Origin of the sequence: Streptomyces sp. ISL-87, from assembly GCF_018614095.1 — a bacterium.
GTDB lineage: Bacteria > Actinomycetota > Actinomycetes > Streptomycetales > Streptomycetaceae > Streptomyces.
Genome location: NZ_JAGGOY010000021.1, coordinates 1 through 14,234, shown reverse-complemented (window position 1 = coordinate 14,234; position 14,234 = coordinate 1). Strand labels below are relative to the sequence as shown.

Genomic DNA, 14,234 nt, shown 5'->3' with positions numbered 1-14,234 from the left:
TGGCCCCCGGCAGCGGAGGCGCACCCGGCCCCACGGGCGAGGGCTCGGGGCGAAGCCCCCGGGGTTTCGGTCCCGGCCGGCCCGGCCATACGCACGGCCCGGTTACGACCGCCGGCGTGCCATCAGCTCGTCGTACACCGACAGGACCTGCGCCACGGTGTCGTCCTCCGACGGCCACGTCGCGGCCCGCGAACGCCCCGCCGCGCCCAGCGCCGCCCGCCGGGCCGGATCCCCCAACAGGCCCGCCACCGCCGCGGAGAGCGCCCCGTGGTCCCCGTAAGGCACCAGCACCGCCGCGTCCCCGACCAGCTCCGGCACGCCCCCGACCGCCGTGGCCACCAGCGCCACCCCGGCCCGCAGCGCCTCCTGCGCCAGCAGTGACCGGCCCTCCCACCGGCTCGGCAGCACTGCCACGTCCGCCGCCGCCAGCAGCTCCGCCGCGTCCCGGCGCCGCCCCAGCAGCCGCACCGGCAGCCCCTCCGCCTCGATCCGCCGGGCCAGTTCGGCCCGTAGCGGGCCCTCCCCCGCGATCACCAGCAGCGGCACCGGGTCCAGCACCCGCCACGCCCGCGCCGCGTCCAGCAGTACGAAGTACCCCCGCCGCGGCACCAGGCTCCCGACGGCGATCACCAACGGCCGTTCCACCGCCCCGAGTTCCGCCCGCGCCTTGCCCGGGTCCGCGGCCGCCTCCGGCCCCGCCGGCACCGGTACCGCCACCGGCGCCAACCGCGCGTCCCGTGCGCCCCGCATGCGCGCCAGGTCCACCAGCTCCGTCGACGCGCCCAGCACCACCGCCGCCGCCCGGGCCACCCGCCGCTCCAGCAGCCGGGTCAGCCGCCCCAGCGCGCCCTCCGCGTCCGGCGCACCGCCGTGCCAGGTCACCACCAGCGGCGCCCTGCGCCCAGGCCCGCTCCCGCGCAACGCCAGCGCGGCCCGCATCCCGGCCCGTACGCCGTGCGCGTGCACCACATCCGCCCCGGCGCACGCGGCCCGCAGCGTGCTCACCGCGTCCGGCGCGAACGAGGCCCCGGCGCCCGTGAAGTCGTACTCCCCCTCCGCCTCGGCGGGAGCGCACACGGTGACCCGTACCCCCCGTGCGGCGAGCCCGTTCGTGAGGGACCGTACGTGCGTACTACTGCCCGCGCCCGCACCGCCGAGCACTTGGACGGTGCGCAGCGGCGGCCGCCCGTACGGCGGGGACTGGGCGGGTACCGGGACCGGGGAGCTGCTCACGGGCCGAAGCTCCTGGCTGGGTGAGGGAGTCAGAGACGTCGCCAAGGATGCCAGTCCGCACGCGCGTTCCGGGACCATACGGGTACGGATCTCGCAGGAGATACCTTCACGGGGCCCCGAGCCTCACCCACACGGGCTAGCCCGCCGCCGCTCCCGCTGCCCGCGGAAAGCCGCCGGGGCCCGGAGCGCGACACGCCCCGGGCCCTGGCGGACAACGCTCGGTCAGGCGTACTCACGCATCCGCGCGCGCCGCCGCCAGCAGTTCCTCGGCGTGCGCCCGGGCGGTCTCCGAGTCCTCCTGGCCCGCCAGCATCCGCGACAGTTCCCGGATCCGGTCCTCGCCCTCCAGGACCGTGACACCGCTTCGCGTCACGGCCCCGTCGACGGTCTTCTCCACCAGCAGCTGCCGGTCCGCGAAGGCCGCCACCTGCGGCAGGTGCGTGACGACGACGACCTGGGCCGACTTGGCGAGCTTCGCGAGCCGTCGGCCCACCTCGACCGCCGCCTTGCCGCCGACGCCCGCGTCGACCTCGTCGAAGAGGTACGTGGGCACCGGGTCGGAGCCCGCGAACACGACCTCCACCGCCAGCATCACCCGGGACAGCTCACCGCCCGAGGCGCCCTTGGCGATCGGCCGCGGCTGGGCGCCCGGATGCGGGGCCAGCAGCAGTTCGACCTCGTCGGCGCCCGAAGGCCCGTACGCCACGCGGCGGCCGTCCACCTCCACGCCGTCGGGGTCCTCGGCCTGCCGGATGTCGATGGTCACCCGTGCGTGCGGCATCGCCAGCGAGGCCAGCTCCTCCGTCACGGCGGACGCGAACCGGGTGGCCGCCTCCACCCGCGCGTCCGTCAATGCCTGTGCCAGCAGCGACAGTTCGGCCCGCAGCCCGTCCCGCTCGGCGGTCAGCTCGGTGATCCGCTCGTCGTCGCCGTCCAGCTCCAGCAGCCGTGCGGAACCCCGCTCGGCCCATTCCAGTACGGACGCCACCGTGCTGCCGCCGGTCCCGGCAGCCGCCGCTTCCCCATACTTGCGCGTCAGCTGGGTCAGGGCCGCCCGCCGCTCCTCCACCGCCGCCAGCCGCAGCGGATCGGCGTCCAGGTCGTCGGCGTATCCGGCCAGCTCCCCGGCCACATCGCCCAGCAGGATGCCCAGCTCCCCGATCCGCTCGGCGAGCGCGCCCAGCGCCGGGTCGTGCGACCGTACGGATTCCAGCGCCCGGTACGCGCCCGCGACGAGCGTGTTCGCGTCGATGCCCTCCGGGTCCTCCGGATTGCCGGCCAGGGCCGCGTGCGCGACCTGCGCCGCCGAGGCCAGCGACTCGGCGTGCCCGAGCCGTTCGGCCTCCGCCGCGAGTTCGTCGTCCTCGCCGGCCAGCGGCTCCACGGCCGCGATCTCGTCCAGCCCGAAGCGCAGCAGGTCCGCCTCCTGGGCCCGCTCCCGGGCCCGGGTGGTGATCTCCTCCAGCTCGGCGGACACGGCCCGCAGCCGCCGGTAGGCGCCCGCGTACTTCTCCAGCGGGACGGCGACCGCGTCCCCGGCGTACCGGTCGAGGGCCTGGCGCTGCCGGGCCGGCCGCAGCAGCCCCTGCTGATCGGTCTGCCCGTGTACGGCGACCAGGTCGTCGGCGAGCTCGGCGAGCAGGCCGACGGGCACGGAGCGGCCACCGACGTGGGCGCGCGAACGCCCCTCGGCGGACACGGTCCGGCTGATCAGCAGGGCGCCGTCGTCGAGCTCGGCCCCGGCCTCCTCGGCGCGTACGGCGGCGGGGGCGTCGGGGCGCATGACGATGCGGCCCTCGACCACCGCCGCCTTGGCCCCGATCCGTACCAGGGCCGGGTCGGCGCGCCCGCCGAGCAGCAGCCCGAGGCTGGTGACGACCATCGTCTTGCCCGCGCCGGTCTCGCCGGTCACCGCGGTGAAACCGGGCGACAGCTCGACCACCGCGTCGTCGATGACCCCGAGCGACCGTATCCGCATCTCCTCAAGCACGGGACGACGATACCGAGGTTTCACCGGTGCCATGTGACGTCACCCGTGGAGAGCTCTCCGAACGGACGTGCTAATGGCGCACTAATGCGGCGCTCCGCGCCACCCCGACACCGGAAGCGCGAATTTCGCGACGAGCCGGTCCGTGAACGACGCGTGATGCAGCCGGGCGAGCCGCACGGGCACCGCGCCCCGGCGGACCTCCACCCGGGCCCCGGCCGGCAGCTCCAGCGTGCGCCGCCCGTCGCACCACAGCACCCCGTGCGGGGTCCCGGTCTGCACCTCCACCGCCAGCACCGAGGCCGGCGAGGTCACCAGCGGCTTCGCGAACAGCGCGTGCGCACTGATCGGCACCATCAGCAGCGCCTCCACCTCCGGCCACACCACCGGCCCGCCCGCGGAGAACGCGTAGGCCGTCGAGCCCGTCGGCGTCGCGCAGACGATCCCGTCGCAGCCGAACCCGGACACCGGGCGCCCGTCGATCTCCAGGACGACCTCCAGCATCCGCTCCGGGGACACCTTCTGGACGGCGGCCTCGTTGAGCGCCCAGTCCCGGTGGACCACGTCCCCGTTGGTGCGCACGACCACGTCGAGGGTCATCCGCTCCTCGACCTCGTACTCGCGCGTCACCACCCGGTCCACGACCTTGTCCAGGTCGTCGCGCTCGGCCTCGGCGAGGAACCCCACCCGGCCCAGGTTGACGCCGAGCATCGGCACGCCCGAGCCGCGGGCGAACTCCGCGCCGCGCAGCAGGGTCCCGTCCCCGCCCAGCACGATCAGCAGCTCACAGCCCTCGAGCACCTCCGGGGTGCACTCGGACACGAGCTCCACCTCGGGCGGCAGCGGCAGGTCCGCCGCCTCGTAGCGCACCACGCGTACGCCCAGCCCGCTCCGCAGCAGGCCGCGTACGACCAGCTCGGCGCTGCGGATGGCGGCCGGCCGGCCGGTGTGCGCGAGCAGGAAGACCGTCCGCGTCCCCGTAGCCCCTTCCCCCGGCACCCCTTCCCCCGAAGGCCGTTCCCCCATGGAATGTGTCACTGCAGAAACTGTCACTGCGGCCCCTCCGCCACTGCACGGTCAACATCCGCCGGGTCGAGTGCCGGTGCCCCCGCCCGCAGCCACAGAAAGTACTCGACATTGCCCGACGGACCCGGCAACGGGCTCGCGGTCACCCCGAGCACGCCCAGCCCCAGCTTCCACGCCTGCGCCGCGACGTCCCGTACCGCCTCGGCACGCAGCTCGGGACTGCGCACCACCCCGCCGCTGCCGAGCCGGTCCTTGCCGACCTCGAACTGCGGCTTGACCATCAGCACCAGGTCCGCGTCGGGCGCCGTGCACCGCACCAGCGCGGGCAGCACCAGCCCGATCGAGATGAAGGACAGGTCGCCGACGACCAGGTCCGCCGGGATTCCGTCGATCAGCTCCACCGTGAGTTCACGGACGTTCGTCCGGTCCTTGACCGTGACCCGGTCGTCGCTCTGCAGCGACCAGGCGAGCTGCCCGTAGCCGACGTCGACGGCGACGACGTGGGCCACGCCCGCGCGCAGCAGTACATCGGTGAACCCGCCGGTGGAGGCCCCGGCGTCGAGCGCCCGGCGGCCCTCGACGCGCAGCCCCTGCGGCTGGAACGCCGCGAGCGCGCCCGCCAGTTTGTGGCCGCCTCGGGAGACGTAGTCGGGGTCGCTGTCGTCCTTGAGGACCACGAGGGCCGCGCTGGTCTCGACCTGGGTGGCCGCCTTGGTCGCGGTGGTGCCGCCCACGGTCACCCGGCCCGCGGCGATCAGCTGGGCCGCGTGCTCGCGCGAGCGGGCCATGCTGCGGCGTACCAGTTCGGCGTCCAGGCGGCGGCGTGCCACTCCTGCCACGTTCGGTTCAGCTCCTGTTTTCGTACGGTCCGGGGAGGGAGGGTGCGTCCAGCGCGGTCAGCGCCTCACGCAGTCCCCTGTGCACATCCTCGTACACCTCGACGTGCCCGTCCGCCGTGAGGTGGTCCGCGTCCGCCAGCCGCTCCAGGTGCGCGTCCACCCGGGCGTGCCCCGTGGGGGTCCGTACGAGGCCCAGCGGTGCGGGCCCGGCCGGCCCGGCGGCGGCCTCGGCGGCCTCGGCGGCCTCGGCGGCGGTCTCCTCGCCGGGCTCCGCGGCGCGGTCCTCGGGGACGTCCGGAACGGCCCCGGACACTTCGTCGTTCATGCCTTGACGCTACCCCGTAGCAGGCCGCGACCACGCACGGCTCTGCGGTACGGTCGTGATCACGATGGCTACGATCGAGGAGTGCCGCGAAGCACTCGACCGACTCTCCGACAACCTGGCGCGGGCCGACGGCGACGTGCGCGGCGCGGCGGCGCTCGACCGCTCCCTGAGCTGCCACATCACCGACCTCGACCAGACCTTCACCGGCCGGCTCGACGGCGGCCGGGTCCGGGTGGAGGCGGTGGCCCCCGGCCCGCCCGCCGCCAAGGCCGAGATCCGGCTCGCGATGGCCGGCGACGACCTGCTGGCGCTCGTCGCCGGCGAGCTGAAGTTCGCCAAGGCCTGGGCCTCCGGCCGGGTCAGGCTGGAGGCCGGCTTCCGCGACCTGCTGCGCCTCAAGAGCCTGCTGTAACCCGCTTGCGGGCCTGCCGCGCCGCCGGGACCACCAGCGGGGTGCCAGTCTCCGGGTCCTCGATGATCTGGCAGCGCAGCCCGAACACCCGCTCCACCAGCTCCGCGGTGACCACCTCGTCCGGCGGCCCCTGCGCGATCACCTCGCCGCCCCGCAGCGCGATCAGGTGGGTGGCGTAGCGGGCCGCGTGGTTGAGGTCGTGCAGCACCGCGACCAGGGTCCGGCCCTGGTTCTCGTGGAGCTCCGCGCACAGGTCCAGCACATCGAGCTGGTGCTGGATGTCCAGGTAGGTCGTCGGCTCGTCGAGCAGCAGCAGCGGGGTCTGCTGGGCCAGCGCCATGGCGATCCACACGCGCTGGCGCTGCCCGCCCGAGAGTTCGTCCACGGCCCGGTCGGCGAGCTCGGCGACCCCGGTGGAGGCCATCGATTCGTTCACGATCCGCTCGTCCTGCGAGGACCACTGCCGCAGCAGCCCCTGGTGCGGGTAGCGGCCGCGCGAGACCAGGTCGGACACCGTGATGCCGTCCGGCGCGATCGAGGACTGCGGCAGCAGCCCCAGCGTCTTGGCGACCTTCTTCGCCGGCAGCGACCCGATGGCCTGCCCGTCCAGCAGCACCCGCCCGGCGGACGGCTTCAGCATCCGCGACAGGGCGCGCAGCAGCGTGGACTTGCCGCAGGCGTTGGGGCCGACGATCACCGTGAAGGAGTTGTCGGGGATCTCCACCGACAGGTTCTCCGCGATGACCCGCTGCTCGTAGCCGAGGGTCACGTTCTCCGCGGTCAGCCGCTGCACTTGGGTACTCCTAGGGTTGCCGAATTCCTGAGCACGGAGGTGGGTCGGACCCGCCCCGCTCATATACGTCCCGCCTTGCGCTCGGTGACGAGCAGCCACAGCAGATACACACCGCCGACCAGCCCGGTCACCACGCCCACCGGCAGCTGGTCGGAACCGAAGACCCGCTGCGAGGCCCAGTCGGACAGCATCAGCAGCACGGAGCCCATCAGCGCGCCGGTCAGCAGGCCCGCCCCGGGCGAGCGGGTCAGCCGCCGGGCCAGCTGTGGCGCGGCCATCGCGACGAAGCTGATCGGCCCGGCCGCGGCGCCGGCCGCGGTGGTCAGCAGGATCGCGGCCACCATCAGCAGCAGCCGGGTGCGTTCCACCCGTACGCCCAGGGCGTTCGCGGCGTCGTCGCCCATCTCCATCATCCGCAGGGCCCGGCTCTGGCTGAGGACCAGCGGGAACAGCACCGCGCAGGTCGCGAGCAGCGGCCACACCTGCTCCCAGTCCCGGCCGGCCAGCGAGCCCGTCAGCCAGACCATCGCGCGGCCGGCCTCGGCGAACTGCGCCTTGGTCAGCAGGTACTGGATCGCGGCGACGAGCATCGCGGAGGCGCCGATGCCCACGAGGACCAGCCGGTAGCCGTGGATGCCCTGCTTGTACGCGAGCAGGTAGACGGCCAGGCCGGCCAGCAGGCCGCCCGCCAGCGCTCCCGCGGCCACGTCCGTGGCGTCGCCCTTGAACAGGACGATGACGCTCAGCGCGCCCACCGCCGAGCCGTACCCGAAGCCGAGCAGGTCCGGGGAGCCGAGCGGGTTGCGCGAGACGGACTGGAAGACGGCGCCGGACATCCCGAGGGCCGCACCGACGAGCAGGGCCACCAGGACCCGCGGCAGCCGCAGGTCGTTGACGATGAAGTCGTTGGCCGGGGTGCCGTTGCCCAGCAGCGTCTGTACGACGTCCCCGGGGGCGATCTGGAAGTCGCCGGTCCCGATGAGGGCGACGGCCAGCACCAGCGCCGCGGCGGTGAGCAACAGCCCGACGGCCAGCGCGCGCCGCTCCACGCGCAGGGAGACGCCGCCGGGCAGCCGCAGCGGCCGGGGCCCGGGCCGGCCCGCCCGGAGTTTCGCAGGCAGGGTCACAGCTGGGCCATCCTCTTGCGCCGAACCAGGTAGATGAAGACGGGGCCGCCGATGAGCGCCGTGACGATGCCGACCTGGAGCTCGGCGGGCCGGGTGACGACCCGTCCGACGACATCGGCGCCGAGCAGCAGGACGGGCGACAGGACGGCGGAGTACGCGAGCACCCAACGCATGTCGGGCCCGGTGAAGAACCGCACCAGGTGCGGGATCATCAGGCCGACGAAGACGATCGGCCCGCAGGCGGCGGTGGCCGCGCCGCACAGCAGGGTGACGGCGGCCATGGCGCCGATCCGGGTCCGTGTCAGGTTGGCCCCGAGCGCCCGCGCGGTGTCGTCGCCCATCGCCATGGCGTTGAGCGGCCGGCCGAGCGCCAGCGCGATCACCGCGCCCACCGCCAGGAAGGGGGCCACCTGCGTGACGGTGTCCATGGTGGCGGAGGCCAGCGAGCCCACCGTCCAGAAGCGCAGCTTCTCCAGCGCCTTGCTGTCCATCAGCTGCACGGCGTTGATGTAGCCGACCAGGGCCGCGCTGGCCGCCGTACCCGCGAGCGCGAGGCGCACCGGCGTCGCGCTGCGGCTCCCGCCGAGCACGTACACGAGGACGGAGACGACGGCGGCTCCGAGGAAGGCCCACCAGACGAACTCGCTGAGGGAGGTGGCGCCGAGGAAGCTGACGGCCGAGACGACGGCGGCAGCGGCGCCCGCGTTGACCCCGAGGATGCCCGGCTCGGCCAGCGGGTTGCGGGTCAGCGCCTGCATCACCGCACCGGACAGGCCCAGCCCGAGGCCGACCATAACCCCGAGGATGGTGCGCGGCACCCGCAGGTCCCGCACCACCACGTCGGAGGAGGTCCCCGCGTAGTGGAACAGGCCGTGCCAGACCTGGTCGAGGGGCACCTGCTTGGCGCCCACGGCGATGCTCGCCACCGCGATCACGGCCAGCAGCGTGAGGGCGGCCAGCAGACCGGCGGCCCGCGCGGCATCGCGTGAACGGGTGGCGGCGGCCGGCGCCGCGCTCTGTCCGGGGGGAATCTCGGGGGGAATCTCGACCAACACGCAGGTTAGGTTAGCCTACCCTGCACTTTCTCCGGGCTCCCCGAACAGCCCACCGCGCACTCCAGGAGCCCGGCAGGCCCCCCTAGGGGGGTGTCCGGCGGATCAGGGCCGCCCCCTAAAGCCCCAGCCGGGCCAGCGCCTTGTCGGCGGACAGGCCGCACACCCCGTCCCCCGCCTCCGTCCAGGCCGCCGCGCACAGCGCCCGCAGCCCGTCGAGCGGATCCCCGTCCTCCCCGCGCAGCTCCAGTACGCCGTCCAGCGCGACCGCGGTCCAACCGCCGCAGCGGAAGCCCTCCTCGGCCGGCGCCACCTCCGGCTGCCCGGTGAGCAGCCCCCGCAGGTCCCGGTCCACGTACGTCGGCCGGTGCCTGGGCTCCGCCCGCAGCAGCTGCGCCGCGTCCGTCACCCCGGTCAGCACCAGCAACGAGTCCACCTCCCCGTTGAAGGCGCCCTCGATGTCGGTGTCCAGCCGGTCCCCGACCACCAGCGGCCGCTCGGCCCCGGTCCGCAGCACCGTCTCCCGGTGCATCGGGGGCAGCGGCTTCCCCGCCACCTGCGGCTCCGCGCCCGTGGCGATCCGTACGACCTCCACCGCGGCACCGTTGCCCGGCGCGATCCCGCGCGCCCCCGGAATCGTCAGGTCGGTGTTCGACGCGTACCACGGCACCCCGCGGTTGATCGCGTACGAGGCCTCCGCGAACCGCCCCCACGCCAGCTCGGGACCCCCGTACCCCTGGACGACCGCCGCCAGCCCCTCCTCGTCGGCCGACTCCACCGGCACCAGCCCGCGCTCGCGCAGGGCGACCCGCAGCCCCTCGCCGCCGATCACCAGCACCTTCGAGCCGGCCGGTACCTGGTCCGCGATCAGCCGGGCCACCGCCTGCGCCGAGGTGATCACCTCGCCGGCCTCGGTCGGGATGCCCAGCTCGGTCAGGTGCCCGGCCACCGCGTCCGGCGTGCGCAGCGCGTTGTTCGTGACGTACGCGAGGTGCATCCCGTCGGCCCGGGCCGCCGCCAGCGCGTCCACGGCGTGCGCGATGGCGTGCCCGCCCGCGTACACCACCCCGTCGAGATCCAGCAGAGCCGTGTCGTACGCCTGGTGCAGACTCCGCTCACTGCCCGCGGGACTGGTCCTGCTCAGCCGGGTCATCCTGTCCGCTCCTCATACGATTCGATCTTGTCCGATTCCGTACTCCCCCGATCATCCCGCATGCCGAGACGCGTCTTACCATGCACCAATGACCACATCTGGCACTGCGGAGCACGGGCTGCGCCTGATCCCCTTCCACGGACTGCGCTATGTCCCGGAGCGTGTCGGCAGCCTGGCCGCCGTCACCTCTCCGCCGTACGACGTGGTCGTGCGTCCCGACGGAGTCGACTACCTGGAGTCGGCCGACCCGCACAACATCGTCCGCCTGATCCTTCCGCAGGCCGACACCCCCGCAGCGCGCAACGAACAGGCCGCCCGGACCCTCCGCGACTGGCTCGCCGGCGGCGTCCTCAGCGCCGACCCGGAGCCCGCGCTCTACGTGTACGAGCAGCACAAGGGCCCCCTCCTCCAGCGCGGGATCATCGGCGCCCTCGCCCTGTCCGCCGCCGACGAGGGCATCGTCCTCCCGCACGAGGACGTCATGCCCGACGTGGTCACCGACCGGGCGGGCCTGATGCGGGCCGCCTCCGCCAACCTCGAACCCCTCCTGCTGACCTACCTCGGCGACGAGCCCGGCGCGGGCGCAGCGGCGGTCGTCGAGCGGGCGGCCGGGCTCACCCCCCTCCTCTCGACCACCACCGAGGACGGCTTCCAGCACCGCCTCTGGGCCGTCACCGACCCCGCCGAGCTGGCCGCCGTCACGGCGGATCTCGGCCATCGCCAGGCCCTCATCGCCGACGGCCACCACCGCTGGGCGACGTACCTGCGCCTCCAGGAGGAACACCAGTCCCCCACCCCGTGGGACTACGGCCTGGTCCTCCTCGTCGACACGGCCCGCTACCCCCTCCAGGTCCGCGCCATCCACCGCATGCTGCGCCGCCTCCCCCCGGCCGAGGCCCTGGCCGCCCTCGACGGCTCCTTCCGGGTCCGCCCGGTCGACGGCCCGCTCCCGCTGGCCCTGGAGGCCCTGGAGGACGCCGCGGAGCGCGGCACCGCCTTCCTCCTCACCGGCGACGGCTCCTTCCACCTCGTCACCGACCCCGACCCGGCGCTCATCGGACGCACGGTCCGCCACGACCGCCCCGAGGCCTGGCGCCGGCTGGACGCCACCGTGCTCCACGCGACCCTGCTCGACGGCCTGTGGGACATCCCCGACACCCCGGACCAGATCGCGTACATCCACGACGCCGAGGCGACCGTGGCGATGGCCGAACGCCACGGCGGCACCGCGGTCCTGCTGCACCCCGTACGCGAGGAAGTCGTCCGGGACCTGGCCCGCCAGGGCGTCACGATGCCCCGGAAGTCCACCTCCTTCGGCCCGAAACCAGCCACCGGCCTGGTCCTGCGCAGCCTGGACTGACCCCGCCCCACCCCACAAAACGCGAAAAGGGCGGTACCCCCACCGGGGGTACCGCCCTTTCCTTCACTTCAACTTCAACCCGCTACATCGGCCTCAGGCCTTGTCGCCGGTCCGGCCCTGCTCGTCGTCCTCGATCCCGACGACGACCTCGTCGGTGACGTCCACGTCGGCGTCGGGCTCCTCGAGGGGCTCGAACTCCTCGTCGTCCTCGTCGTAGTACTCGGCCTGGTCCGAAGCACGCTCGGCCGCGGCGACCTCGGCGGCGTCCGCCTCGTCGTCCTCGTCCTCGTCCTCGTCCTCGTCCTCGTCCAGATCCGCGTCCACGTCCACGTCCACGTCGGCTTCGTGCATCGCGTCGACGAACTCGACGCCGTCAAGCTCCGCGAGCCGGTCGGACGCGTCCGTGGCCCCGTCCTTGTCGGCCTCAAGGGTCTTGCCGAACCACTCGCGCGCCTCGTCCTCACGACCGGCCGCCAGCAGGGCGTCGGCGTAGGCGTACCGCAGGCGCGCGGTCCACGGCTGGACGGAGCTGGAGGCCAGCTCCGGGCTCTGCAGGGTCACGATCGCGGCGTCGAGCTGCCCCAGGTCGCGCCGGGCACCGGCGGCGACGAGACGCATCTCGACCTGGCCGGCCTTGTCCAGCTTCTGCACCTCGGGCTCGCCGGCCATGGCCAGCGCCCGCTCCGGGCGGCCGAGGCCGCGCTCGCAGTCGGCCATGACGGGCCACAGCTCGACCGAACCGGTCATCCGCTTGGCGGCGCGGAACTCCGCGAGCGCCTCGCTGTACTTCTGCGTCGCGTACGCGGCGAACCCGGCGGCCTCGCGCACGGCGGCGACACGGGAAGCGAGCCGCAGGGCGATGCGCGAGTACGCGTACGCCTGCTCCGGGTCCTCGTCGATCAGCCGGGCCACCATGACCAGGTTCCGGGAGACCTCCTCGGCCAGCCCCTTGGGCAGGCTCAGGAGCTCCTGGCGCACATCCGAGTCGATCTCAAAGCCGGTGACGTCCTCGTCGATCGGAAGCCGCTTGACCGGGTCCCGGTCGCGGTCCGCACGGAAGTCGCGGTCGCCACCACGGTCGTCACGCCCGCGGAAGCCACCACGGTCGCCGCCACGGTCATCGCGCCCACGGAATCCGCCACGGTCGCCACCGCGGTCGTCACGACGCGGGTACGACGGACGGTCGCCACCACGGTCATCACGGCCGCGGAAACCGCCGCCACCGCCGGCGGGACGGCCACCGCGCTCGTCGTCACGACGGGGGAAGCTGGGACGGTCCCCACCACGGTCGTCACGACGCGGGTACGACGGACGGTCGCCACCACGGTCATCACGACCACCGCGGAACCCACCACGCTCGTCATCACGACGCGGGAAGCTCGGGCGCTCGCCGCCACGGTCATCACGGCGGAAGCCGCCACCGGCGGGACGCCCGCCACGCTCGTCATCACGACGGAACGAGGGACGGTCCCCACCACGGTCATCACGACGCGGGTAGCTCGGACGGTCGCCACCACGGTCGTCGCGGCGGAAGCCGCCACCGGCGGGACGCCCGCCACGCTCGTCGTCACGACGGGGGAAGCTGGGACGGTCGCCACCACGGTCGTCGCGGCGGAAGCCGCCACCGGCGGGACGGCCACCGCGCTCGTCGTCACGACGGGGGAAGCTCGGGCGGTCGCCACCACGGTCATCGCGGCGGAAGCCGCCACCGGCGGGACGCCCGCCACGCTCGTCATCACGACGGAACGAGGGACGGTCCCCACCACGGTCATCACGACGCGGGTAGCTCGGGCGGTCGCCACCACGGTCATCGCGGCGGAAGCCGCCACCGGCAGGACGGCCACCACGCTCGTCGTCACGACGGGGGAAGCTGGGACGGTCGCCACCACGGTCATCACGACGCGGGTACGACGGACGGTCGCCACCACGGTCATCACGACCACCGCGGAACCCACCACGCTCGTCATCACGACGCGGGAAGCTCGGACGGTCCCCACCACGGTCATCGCGGCGGAAGCCGCCACCGGCGGGACGCCCGCCACGCTCGTCGTCACGACGCGGGTACGACGGACGGTCGCCACCACGGTCATCACGACCACCGCGGAACCCACCACGCTCGTCATCACGACGCGGGAAGCTCGGACGGTCCCCACCACGGTCATCGCGGCGGAAGCCGCCACCCGTGGGACGGCCACCGCGCTCGTCGTCACGACGCGGGTACGACGGACGGTCGCCACCGCGGTCATCGCGGCTGCGGAAACCGCCGCCACCGCCGGCGGGACGGCCACCGCGCTCGTCGTCACGACGGGGGGAGCTCGGACGGTCGCCACCGCGGTCGTCACGACCACGGTAGCCACCACCGGTGGGACGGTCGCCGCCACCGGCAGGACGCCCACCGCGGTCGTCGCGACGGAAGCCGCCGCCACCGTCGGCGGGTCGGCCACCACGGTCGTCACGGCGGAAGCCACCGCGGTCGCCGCCACGGTCGTCACGACCGCCACGGAAGCCGCCCCTGTCACCGCCGTCGTTGCGCCGAGGCTCGCGCTCCGGACGATCGTCGGGAGAGTTGGACATGGGTGTGACTCCTGTCTTCGGGGTACCGCTAGTCATTCTCGCGCAACCAACCCATGGCCGCGCTTCGGCGTAAAGAGGTGAAAAACAAAAAAGACCCTTGGTCCAGCGTTGAACGCTGGACCAAGGGTCCTTTGAAAGATTGTTCGGCGGCGTCCTACTCTCCCACAGGGTCCCCCCTGCAGTACCATCGGCGCTGAAAGGCTTAGCTTCCGGGTTCGGAATGTAACCGGGCGTTTCCCTAACGCTATGACCACCGAAACACTATCGGTTTCGAGCGAACAAGCACACTTTGTAGTTATGTTCTAGCTCTAGAAACCAGCAACCGTTCGTTGCTTCAGAACTAACACAGTGGA

General features: G+C 73.6%; 12 protein-coding genes, 1 rRNA gene and 1 pseudogene. 2 read left to right on the top strand and 12 right to left on the bottom strand.

All coding sequences use genetic code 11. The features are described from left to right. Positions 1-102 precede the first annotated feature (102 nt). From J7I97_RS07820 to J7I97_RS07800, 5 genes are all read right to left on the bottom strand, one after another. On the bottom strand, positions 103-1,233 hold the full coding sequence (locus J7I97_RS07820; RefSeq protein ID WP_308365021.1) for a glycosyltransferase family 4 protein: 1,131 nt from the start codon (positions 1,231-1,233) through the stop codon (positions 103-105). A 232-nt stretch (positions 1,234-1,465) separates the two neighbouring features. After that, the gene (recN, locus tag J7I97_RS07815) at positions 1,466-3,211 is read right to left on the bottom strand and encodes a DNA repair protein RecN (protein WP_214932107.1); all 1,746 of its coding nucleotides are present in this window, start codon (positions 3,209-3,211) and stop codon (positions 1,466-1,468) included. A gap of 93 nt (positions 3,212-3,304) precedes the next feature. Continuing rightward, positions 3,305-4,246, bottom strand: coding sequence for an NAD kinase (locus J7I97_RS07810; protein ID WP_214932104.1), 942 nt, complete (start codon positions 4,244-4,246; stop codon positions 3,305-3,307). Between the two features lie 23 nt (positions 4,247-4,269). Continuing rightward, positions 4,270-5,085: a TlyA family RNA methyltransferase gene (locus tag J7I97_RS07805; protein WP_214932040.1), complete on the bottom strand. Its 816-nt coding sequence runs from the start codon at positions 5,083-5,085 to the stop codon at positions 4,270-4,272. A gap of 7 nt (positions 5,086-5,092) precedes the next feature. Further along, entirely contained in the window at positions 5,093-5,410 is a 318-nt protein-coding gene (locus tag J7I97_RS07800; protein ID WP_214932038.1) for a hypothetical protein, read from the bottom strand. Between the two features lie 64 nt (positions 5,411-5,474). Here J7I97_RS07800 and J7I97_RS07795 point away from each other — a divergent pair, with 64 nt between their 5' ends. After that, positions 5,475-5,822, top strand: a complete 348-nt coding sequence (locus tag J7I97_RS07795) for an SCP2 sterol-binding domain-containing protein (RefSeq protein ID WP_214932036.1) — start codon at positions 5,475-5,477, stop codon at positions 5,820-5,822. Here the strand turns inward: J7I97_RS07795 and J7I97_RS07790 are convergent. From J7I97_RS07790 to J7I97_RS07775, 4 genes are all read right to left on the bottom strand, one after another. Then, positions 5,806-6,678, bottom strand: a complete 873-nt coding sequence (locus tag J7I97_RS07790) for an ABC transporter ATP-binding protein (RefSeq protein WP_214932034.1) — start codon at positions 6,676-6,678, stop codon at positions 5,806-5,808. The genes J7I97_RS07795 and J7I97_RS07790 overlap by 17 nt on opposite strands. Next, on the bottom strand, positions 6,675-7,742 hold the full coding sequence (locus J7I97_RS07785) for an iron chelate uptake ABC transporter family permease subunit (RefSeq protein ID WP_214932032.1): 1,068 nt from the start codon (positions 7,740-7,742) through the stop codon (positions 6,675-6,677). Before J7I97_RS07785 ends, J7I97_RS07790 begins: the two co-directional genes overlap by 4 nt. Continuing rightward, positions 7,739-8,797: a FecCD family ABC transporter permease gene (locus J7I97_RS07780; protein WP_374195445.1), complete on the bottom strand. Its 1,059-nt coding sequence runs from the start codon at positions 8,795-8,797 to the stop codon at positions 7,739-7,741. The genes J7I97_RS07785 and J7I97_RS07780 overlap by 4 nt, the downstream gene beginning before the upstream one ends. 115 nt (positions 8,798-8,912) lie before the next feature. Continuing rightward, positions 8,913-9,947, bottom strand: a complete 1,035-nt coding sequence (locus J7I97_RS07775) for an HAD hydrolase-like protein (RefSeq protein ID WP_214932030.1) — start codon at positions 9,945-9,947, stop codon at positions 8,913-8,915. Positions 9,948-10,035: 88 nt separating this feature from the next. Between J7I97_RS07775 and J7I97_RS07770 the strand changes: the two genes are divergently transcribed. Beyond that, the gene (locus J7I97_RS07770; RefSeq protein WP_214932028.1) at positions 10,036-11,307 is read left to right on the top strand and encodes a DUF1015 family protein; all 1,272 of its coding nucleotides are present in this window, start codon (positions 10,036-10,038) and stop codon (positions 11,305-11,307) included. 93 nt (positions 11,308-11,400) lie between these two features. Here J7I97_RS07770 and J7I97_RS07765 read toward each other — a convergent pair whose 3' ends face one another. The 3 genes and pseudogenes from J7I97_RS07765 to rrf all read right to left on the bottom strand — a co-directional run bounded on the left by J7I97_RS07765 (position 11,401) and on the right by rrf (position 14,139). Further along, complete coding sequence (locus tag J7I97_RS07765; protein WP_214932026.1) at positions 11,401-12,285, bottom strand: tetratricopeptide repeat protein; 885 nt, start codon at positions 12,283-12,285, stop codon at positions 11,401-11,403. 357 nt (positions 12,286-12,642) lie between these two features. Further along, positions 12,643-13,434 (bottom strand): annotated as a pseudogene (locus J7I97_RS40185) (hypothetical protein); the annotation flags it as partial. Between the two features lie 588 nt (positions 13,435-14,022). Continuing rightward, positions 14,023-14,139, bottom strand: a 5S ribosomal RNA gene (rrf, locus tag J7I97_RS07755). Positions 14,140-14,234 lie beyond the last annotated feature (95 nt).

Bases quoted from the DNA above. Each gene is read 5' to 3' on its own strand.
- recN (WP_214932107.1), bottom strand. From the start codon at position 3,211: ATGCGGATACGGTCGCTCGGGGTCATCGACGACGCGGTGGTCGAGCTG.
- J7I97_RS07810 (WP_214932104.1), bottom strand. From the start codon at position 4,246: ATGGGGGAACGGCCTTCGGGGGAAGGGGTGCCGGGGGAAGGGGCTACG.
- J7I97_RS07800 (WP_214932038.1), bottom strand. From the start codon at position 5,410: ATGAACGACGAAGTGTCCGGGGCCGTTCCGGACGTCCCCGAGGACCGC.
- J7I97_RS07795 (WP_214932036.1), top strand. From the start codon at position 5,475: ATGGCTACGATCGAGGAGTGCCGCGAAGCACTCGACCGACTCTCCGAC.
- J7I97_RS07790 (WP_214932034.1), bottom strand. From the start codon at position 6,678: ATGAGCGGGGCGGGTCCGACCCACCTCCGTGCTCAGGAATTCGGCAAC.
- J7I97_RS07775 (WP_214932030.1), bottom strand. From the start codon at position 9,947: ATGACCCGGCTGAGCAGGACCAGTCCCGCGGGCAGTGAGCGGAGTCTG.
- J7I97_RS07770 (WP_214932028.1), top strand. From the start codon at position 10,036: ATGACCACATCTGGCACTGCGGAGCACGGGCTGCGCCTGATCCCCTTC.